Origin of the sequence: Hymenobacter sp. CRA2, from assembly GCF_002007105.1 — a bacterium.
In the GTDB taxonomy this organism is placed as follows: Bacteria; Bacteroidota; Bacteroidia; order Cytophagales; family Hymenobacteraceae; genus Solirubrum.
The window spans coordinates 1-829 of record NZ_MVBC01000041.1 but is presented as its reverse complement, the minus strand read 5'-3'; the positions used below and the strand labels follow the sequence as shown (position 1 = coordinate 829).

Sequence of the window (829 nt, the reverse complement as noted above, 5' to 3'; positions counted from 1 at the left end):
CGCACGCCTCGGCCGACTGGTGCGCAAATCCTTGTCCTTCTCCCGCTCCGTAAAGCTGCTCGACGCCTGCATCAACCTGTTCTTGCACGACTACAACCGCACTCGTCAGCCTATCTGAGCCACTACCATTTTTTTTATAGCTTCTTTAATGTCATATTGCCTTCCAAACGCAATCTATATCCTTCAAAAGTTCATGACCAATTATATAACTCCGAATTTCATTGCTGAAAACTCTACTTTTATTGAGAATCTATTAGAGCACAGGTTTCTGTATGACTTAAGCAAAGAATTAGTCCTACAAAGAGGCGATAAATTAAACATACTTAAGGCCGAAGTTGATGCATTTGGTTTTGACCTCGTTTTGTCAACAGATAGGAGGACTATACATGTACAAATGAAAACAAGATCTACCAAGCCTCCTGGAAATGGTTATGACCTAGCCGAATCTTTATGGGCTCTTACAAATGCATACGCTGTATGGATGCTTTATCGCCCTGACAATCTTGAGCCAATAAATTATTACTGCCTAGACTGTTCGACCTCGGATTACGCAACATTTAAAATCAGTGACAGACAAGCTCGGCGTTCAGTAAAGATGCAGGAAGCTACTTATCAAGCTCTGACCTTACAGCAATTGCTGCAAATTCTGTTCCCTATTTAAACCCTAAAATGCAGCTATGCTAAAATCCATAAATGAGTTAATATAGCGGATTCATGAACGATGTACATGATAACCACAATGGTTGAACCAGGCTTTGGCATCCTTGCTGGAAATCCACTCAACCGCGGTTTGGATAGCCGCCTCCAGTGCTTCACGGGTACGGGCCTG

Annotated in this window: 1 protein-coding gene; it reads left to right on the top strand. The window is 42.7% G+C overall.

Annotated elements, in window-relative coordinates; translation table 11 throughout:
• The first annotated feature begins 193 nt into the window (after nucleotides 1-193).
• Entirely contained in the window at nucleotides 194-661 is a 468-nt protein-coding gene (locus B0919_RS25060; protein WP_139362388.1) for a hypothetical protein, read from the top strand.
• Nucleotides 662-829 lie beyond the last annotated feature (168 nt).

Bases quoted from the DNA above. Each gene is read 5' to 3' on its own strand.
- B0919_RS25060 (WP_139362388.1), top strand. From the start codon at position 194: ATGACCAATTATATAACTCCGAATTTCATTGCTGAAAACTCTACTTTT.